Here is a 6,965-nt window from a genome sequence, read left to right as displayed (position 1 = left end):
TGATTACAAGTCAGTTGCTCTACCTACTGAGCTAAGTCGGCACACTAAATTCTTTATGCTTTTGTCCGTGTTGTTACTCCCTGTTAAAGAGTGTTGACACCAACAAATCAAATTGTGGTGCCCGGAGGCGGAATCGAACCACCGACACGAGGATTTTCAATCCTCTGCTCTACCGACTGAGCTATCCGGGCAACGGAGCGCTATTAAACGGATTTTCTGCATAACCGTCAACTCCTTTTTTGAAAATAACTAAAAAAACCGTTCGTTCGTTGTTTTTTTATTCAAAAGTGAGGGTTATGTTTTACCTTGGTTAAATTCTTTTTTGAATTGCGTTACTTTTTCGAGGTATCGGCGCGACTCTTTATTTGGATGCTTCTTGGTAAGCGCCCAGTAGGCTTGGCTCGGTTGCAGCGAGTTTAAGTCTTGCATTGCTCGCTTTCTGTCCTTACTGAAGGTATTGAGTACGCCACCAGTACCGCCGTTATAGGCTGAAATCATACTGTATTCAAGCGTTAATGGGTTTTTTACGTCTTTCAAATAACGATTTTTAAGGATGTAAAAGTATGCGGTGCCAGCATCAATGTTGTTTTCTGGATTGAATAAGTACTCAGGGCTTGGTTCACCAGGTTTCTTTTTGACGTGTTCAAATACATCTCGACCAGCGGTTTTAGGTACCACCTGCATAAGACCATAAGCATTGGCCCAGCTTACGGCGTACGGGTTGAAGCTACTCTCTGTCTTGATGATAGCGTAGATTAAATCTTCAGGGATGTCATAACGCTGAGACGCTCGTCGAACGATGTCGGCATATTGATAACTACGCTGGCTAGCGTGGTCGGCCACCATTGGGATTTCAACGTAGTAGGCTTTTTTAAAGTCGACTTCTTTGGTTTTTAGGTTATTCGCGATCAGGTAATCCGCAAACTGGTTCGCTCGCCAAGTCCATTGAATGGGCTTTTTTTCTTGGTCTACGACCTGATTATAGAGGAAAGGTTTGCCTTCTAGCTTGATGCTTTTAGAAGAGAATAGATCGACATGCGCCGGATCATCTGGCGTCAAAAGGGTCGTCATGATCGCATTTTTGAGGTGTTTTTTCGGTTCGGTAGAGGAAACCGTTTCCACCGTTATCAGGCCTTGGCTAAAATTCACTTCTGAACGACTTAAGTAATTATCTATGTATTTCACATAGTTACTCTTACCTGCTATCTTGATTTCACTGCTACCCCAACGTTTTTGAATGTTGCCTGAAAAGCTATCTATTAATGAATCTAGCGCCCCGGTATCTTTTTCAAATTGTCCGGGTAGCTCAGCTAAATTCTTCACAAACCGGTTGGTTGGCTCGTAATTGACATCATAAATGCTTTCGACAAATTCACGGCTGCAGCCAGTTAATAACATGGCTGTTAGGAAGTAACTTAGCTTTTTCATAGTTCCTCATACAAAAATGACATCGCAGCGTTAACCATGATGTCATTAAAAATTGCTTAAATAAATGTCTTATTCGCTTGGTGGAGTATAGCCATCAATTACGACATCTTTACCTTCAAAAAGGAAGTTAACCATCTCAGTTTCAAGAAGTTTACGATGCTCAGGATCCATCATGTTTAGCTTCTTTTCATTGATAAGCATAGTTTGCTTGCTTTGCCATTGTCCCCAAGCTTCTTTAGACACGTTGTCAAAGATACGCTTACCTAAGTCACCTGGGTAAAGTTGAAAATCTAGGCCTTCAGCATCTTTTTGAAGGCGAGCACAAAATACAGTGCGGCTCATAGTGGTTCCTCTTATCGCGTTCGTTGATTCAAACGTCGTCGTTCAGTTCAAAGGGTAGGCTCTCAATAAGCTGCTTTACAGGAGCGGCTAGGCCAATTTCTTCCGGTTTTGATAAGTTATACCAGAGACCTTTAGCCCCTTCCATTATCAAATCTGGTTGTTTATCTAATTTCACTAATACTGGCGTGATATCTAAGTGGTAGTGGCTGAAAGTGTGTCTAAACGCAATCATGGTCTTGATCGAATTGGTTTGAGTGTCTTTGATCGAACGAAGATCTAGTTGATGTTCGATCTCTGCGTTTTCATTTTGAGGGAAACAAAACAATCCGCCCCAGATACCAGATTGAGGGCGCTGTTCGAGCCACACTTGGTTGTCGTGATACAGAATCACAAACCATGTGTCTTTTACTGGCTTTTCTTTCTTAGGCTTTTTGCCAGGGAAGTCGAGCTGTCTATCGAGCTTCTTGGCCTCACACATGCTTTCAATCGGGCACAAGGTGCACTTAGGCTTGCTACGGGTACAAACCATGGCACCCATGTCCATCATTGCTTGGTTGTACTTATCGACATCTTTGTTCGGAGTATGTGCTTCGGCGTGTTCCCAAAGCTGGTTTTCGACTTTCTTTTGCCCCGGCCAACCTTCAACGGCAAAACTTCTCGCAAGCGTTCGTTTTACATTGCCATCAAGAATCGCATGAGGAAGTTTATGAACCGATGATAAGACGGCTGCTGCTGTTGAGCGACCAATCCCCGGTAGCGCGTTCATCTCTTCGATAGACAGCGGAAATTCACCACCATATTGCTCAGCAACGATCTTGGCTGCTTTATGTAGATTGCGAGCTCGTGCGTAATAACCAAGCCCTGTCCATAAGTGGAGTACCTCATCTTGTTCGGCGTTCGCTAGGTCGATAACCGTTGGAAAGCGTTCTAAGAAGCGTTGGTAGTATGGAATCACCGTAGCAACCTGAGTCTGCTGAAGCATGATTTCAGATAGCCAAACGGTGTAGGCGGTTTTGTTTTGTTGCCAAGGCAATTCTTTACGCCCGTAGGCGTCATACCACTTTAATATGGCGGTTGCGAAAGGAGTCACGACATGCTCTATGCTTTGCTATTATTAGAAGCGAAATTGCACCACACTTAACGTTGGATGTAAAACAGACAAATTGTGTGGGAATTTATCCACGGAAAGACTTGCACCGGAGGCAATTCTTTGGATAATCCCCGCTTTGATTAATCAATGTGCAGGCAAAAATCAATGAGTGAAGTGACCACTAACGAATATACTGAAGACGGCAAACTGGTTCGTAAGATCCGTAGTTTTGTTCGCCGCGAAGGCCGCTTAACAAAAGGCCAAGAGAACGCGATGAATGAATGTTGGCCAACAATGGGTATCGACTACAACCCAGAGCTTCTTAACTGGAAAGAAGTATTTGGCAACGATAACCCAGTTGTACTAGAGATTGGCTTCGGTATGGGTGCATCACTGGTTGAAATGGCAAAGAACGCACCTGAGAAGAACTTCTTAGGTATTGAAGTTCACAGCCCAGGTGTTGGTGCTTGTTTGGGTACTGCGCGCGATGCTGGCGTAACTAACCTGCGTGTAATGTGTCACGATGCTGTAGAAGTATTTGAACACATGATTCCAGATAGCAGCCTGCATACACTGCAACTGTTTTTCCCTGACCCATGGCACAAGGCTCGCCACCACAAGCGTCGTATCGTTAAAGCTGAATTCGCTGAAATGGTTCGTGCTAAGCTACACCTTGAAACTGGTATTTTCCACATGGCAACTGACTGGGAAAACTACGCAGAGCACATGATTGAAGTAATGAACGTTGCTCCAGGTTTTGAGAATATCGCTGAAGATGGTGATTACATTCCTCGCCCGGATGAGCGTCCACTGACTAAGTTTGAAGCTCGTGGCCATCGTTTAGGTCACGGCGTTTGGGATATTAAGTACAAGCGTACTAAGTAATTCTGAACCTAAACAAATGAAGGTGAGGTTTGGTTAGGATCTTAACCTTACACTTTGTGGGATTGATAAAAGCCAACATTATTGTAGTGTTGGCTTTTTTGTCCTTAGGCTTTTATTTCAGTAAAGGCTTAACGACAGAAAGTAATACCAATCACAGTAAGTAAGTGATCAGAAATAGCGTAGGAAAAAGGCTTGAGAACAAGGCAGCATTTTTCGATAAGTAGTTACTCTACAATCAAAAACTCTAACGCAGTTATCGAGCATTTTAACAAGCTAGAGTGAGCTGTTATTTACTACGATTGGTATATGTTACATCCCTACAAAAATAACAATATAGAAGTAAGCACACATGAAACCAACTCAAGCTATTTTGGCCGAGATCTTAGAAGAAGTTCGCCCTTTAATTGGTCAGGGAAAGGTCGCTGATTATATTCCTGCATTAGCGCGTATATCGAACCAGAAACTGGCGATTGCGGTGTACACCAATGAAGGAGAAGTGATTCAAGCTGGTGATGCAGAGGAAGCCTTCTCTGTACAATCTATCTCTAAGGCTTTGAGTTTGACGTTAGCAATGGTGCTCTATAAGCCGGAAGAGATTTGGCAAAGAGTAGGCAAAGAGCCTTCTGGTCAAGCCTTTAACTCGATGATTCAGCTTGAGATGGAGTATGGGATTCCTCGTAACCCGTTCATCAATGCTGGTGCAATTGTTGTTGCAGACCTACTACAAAGCCGCTTGTCAGCACCAAGACAGCGTTTATTGGAGTTTGTACGTCAGTTATCGGGCGATACTCATATTGTGTACGACAAGGTAGTAGCGGCTTCAGAAATGATGCATAGCGACCGTAATGCCGCTATCGCGTACTTGATGCGTTCATTTGGTAATTTTGAGAACGATGTTATCCCTGTACTTAATAATTACTTCCATGCTTGTGCACTTAAGATGACTTGTGTGGATTTGGCGAAAACCTTTAGCTATTTAGCAAACAAAGGCGTGTCGGTTCAAACCAAGAAAGAGATCATCACGCCAGTTCAAACCAAGCAGTTGAATGCTTTGCTTGCGACGTGTGGCTTGTACGATGGGGCTGGTGAGTTTGCCTACCGTGTTGGTATGCCAGGAAAATCGGGCGTTGGTGGCGGTATTATTGCTATCGTTCCTGGCGAAATGACGATTGCGGTGTGGTCTCCAGAGCTTGATCCTTCTGGCAACTCGCTCGCAGGTACTAAGGCTCTAGAGTTGCTTTCAGAGCGAATTGGTCGTTCTATTTTCTAAGAGAAAGATTCGAGCTCGGACGTTGTCCTATAGAACGCTTCGCTCCGAGAGAGGGCTATAAAACAAAAAGGGTTGACCCTAAAGCCAACCCTTACGCAATGCTTCTCGAATCTCGAATCTCGAATCTCGAACTACTCGTCTTCTTCTGCCATAAAGGCTTCTAACAGATCATTGAGAAACAGCTTTCCTTTTTCAGTGATCTGCCAGTGAGTGTCGGTTTCCTTCAAGTAGCCTAGCTCTTTTGCCCATTCAATCGTTTTTTGAATCGAGTCAAAACCAAGCCCTGTCGTATCAATGAAATCCTGCTTTGGACATGCTTCCATTAACCTAAAGCGGTTCATGAAAAATTCAAAAGGGCGGTCTTCATTCGGCACTTCAAATTCATCTGATAGATAAGGTTTTACCATGTTTTGGTACGCAGCTAGATAGCCTCTAGGGTGCTTAACCTTAGTGGTACGAACAATGCGTCCATCTGTAAAGCTCAGCTTGCCATGAGAGCCACAGCCAATACCTAGATAGTCACCAAAGCGCCAGTAGTTGAGGTTATGTTGGCACTGATATCCCGGCTTGCTGTAGCCTGAAATTTCGTACTGCACATACCCTGCGTCTGCGAGCTTCTTATGGCCTAGGTCGAAGATATCCCAAAGGTCATCATCATCAGGCAGCGTTGGTGTTTTGTAATAGAACATGGTGTTAGGTTCTATTGTTAGCTGATACCAAGATAAGTGCGGAGGGTCGAGTTCTATCGCTTTATCCAAATCAGCCAACGCTTGTTCAATACTCTGATCGGGTAAGCCGTGCATTAAGTCTAAGTTGAAACTATTCAATCCAATCTTATGCGCTAAATGAGCGGCATTTACCGCTTCATCTTGACCATGAATACGCCCAAGTCTTTCCAGTTTCTCTTGCTCAAAACTTTGCACACCCACCGAGATTCGAGTAATGCCTGCCTTTTGGTAACCTGCAAAACGCTCAGCTTCGATAGTTCCCGGGTTGGCTTCCATGGTGATTTCTATTTCAGGTTTGAACGGGATGCGCTGTTCAATGCCTTGTAACAATCGGCCAATTCCTTCAGGAGAAAACAGGCTTGGGGTACCGCCACCAATAAAGATCGAATGCAGTGGGCGAGGCATACCATTGAGCTGATATTTTTCGATATCAGTATCGAGATCCTCAAGCAGTGCATCGATGTACTCTTTTTCAGGGATCTCGGCTTTCAGAGCGTGAGAGTTAAAATCACAATACGGACACTTTTGTACACACCATGGGATGTGTACATAGAGGCTAAGTGCGGGTGGTATTAGCGCTGCATTGTGCATTACAGAGCTTGCTCCTTGAGAGTCTTGAATAGTGACGCAAGCGCTTTACCACGGTGTGATAGTTGCTTCTTACGCGAAGATTCAAGCTCTGCTGAGGCGCAGTTATCTTCTGGTACAAAGAACACAGGATCGTAGCCAAAGCCATTCTCACCGTGTTCTTCAGTAAGAATACGACCTTCCCATTTACCGTGACACACTAGAGGTGTTGGATCATTCTCGTGACGTATTAGCACCAACACACAGTGGAAACGCGCAGTACGCTTTTCAGTTTCGACACCTTGCATCGCATCTAATAGTTTTTTGATGTTCTGCTTATCGGTTGCCCCTTCACCTGAGTAACGCGCTGAATAGATACCTGGCGCACCATTTAAGTAATCAACCTCTAAACCTGAGTCGTCAGCAATGGCTGGCAGCCCTGTTTCTTTCGCTGCGTGGCGAGCTTTGATGATGGCATTTTCAATGAAAGTCGTTCCTGTTTCAGCGACTTCTGAAACGTTAAATTCACTTTGCGCGACAACGTCAAAACCAAACTCAGACAGAATATCTGCCATCTCGCGAACTTTACCTTGGTTGCCTGTTGCTAAAACAATCTTACTCATGGGAATGTAGCTCTAAATAAGTTAATAAATGA

7 protein-coding genes and 1 tRNA gene are annotated in these 6,965 nt (G+C 44.1%); 2 read left to right on the top strand and 6 right to left on the bottom strand.

The genetic code is table 11. The annotated features are described in order from the left end of the window. Positions 1 to 115: 115 nt before the first annotated feature. The 4 genes from AB6E51_RS17495 to mutY form a co-directional block, all read right to left on the bottom strand. Positions 116 to 191 (bottom strand) — tRNA-Phe (locus AB6E51_RS17495). 103 nt (positions 192 to 294) lie between these two features. Beyond that, a complete protein-coding gene (mltC, locus tag AB6E51_RS17490) occupies positions 295 to 1,428 on the bottom strand; it encodes a membrane-bound lytic murein transglycosylase MltC (RefSeq protein ID WP_017063191.1) in 1,134 nt (377 codons plus the stop codon). A 69-nt stretch (positions 1,429 to 1,497) separates the two neighbouring features. After that, the gene (locus tag AB6E51_RS17485; protein ID WP_010435637.1) at positions 1,498 to 1,770 is read right to left on the bottom strand and encodes an oxidative damage protection protein; all 273 of its coding nucleotides are present in this window, start codon (positions 1,768 to 1,770) and stop codon (positions 1,498 to 1,500) included. Between the two features lie 28 nt (positions 1,771 to 1,798). Then, complete coding sequence (gene mutY / locus AB6E51_RS17480; protein ID WP_065584120.1) at positions 1,799 to 2,860, bottom strand: A/G-specific adenine glycosylase; 1,062 nt, start codon at positions 2,858 to 2,860, stop codon at positions 1,799 to 1,801. Positions 2,861 to 3,025: 165 nt separating this feature from the next. Here mutY and trmB point away from each other — a divergent pair, with 165 nt between their 5' ends. Both trmB and glsB read left to right on the top strand, forming a co-directional pair. Then, positions 3,026 to 3,745 carry a tRNA (guanosine(46)-N7)-methyltransferase TrmB gene (gene trmB / locus AB6E51_RS17475; protein ID WP_008223608.1) on the top strand — a complete coding sequence of 240 codons (720 nt, stop codon included), beginning with the start codon at positions 3,026 to 3,028 and terminating at the stop codon, positions 3,743 to 3,745. Between the two features lie 349 nt (positions 3,746 to 4,094). Then, on the top strand, positions 4,095 to 5,015 hold the full coding sequence (glsB, locus tag AB6E51_RS17470; RefSeq protein WP_372057957.1) for a glutaminase B: 921 nt from the start codon (positions 4,095 to 4,097) through the stop codon (positions 5,013 to 5,015). A 131-nt stretch (positions 5,016 to 5,146) separates the two neighbouring features. Here the strand turns inward: glsB and hemW are convergent, their stop codons facing one another. After that, the gene (hemW, locus tag AB6E51_RS17465; protein WP_017062248.1) at positions 5,147 to 6,334 is read right to left on the bottom strand and encodes a radical SAM family heme chaperone HemW; all 1,188 of its coding nucleotides are present in this window, start codon (positions 6,332 to 6,334) and stop codon (positions 5,147 to 5,149) included. Continuing rightward, positions 6,334 to 6,933, bottom strand: a complete 600-nt coding sequence (locus AB6E51_RS17460; protein ID WP_372057956.1) for an XTP/dITP diphosphatase — start codon at positions 6,931 to 6,933, stop codon at positions 6,334 to 6,336. Before AB6E51_RS17460 ends, hemW begins: the two co-directional genes overlap by 1 nt. Positions 6,934 to 6,965 lie beyond the last annotated feature (32 nt).

This window comes from Vibrio sp. 10N.247.311.47 (assembly GCF_041467535.1).
Lineage (GTDB): Bacteria > Pseudomonadota > Gammaproteobacteria > Enterobacterales > Vibrionaceae > Vibrio > Vibrio crassostreae_C.
The sequence above is the reverse complement of the archived record's forward strand: the minus strand, read 5'-3'. Positions and strand labels throughout refer to the sequence as shown.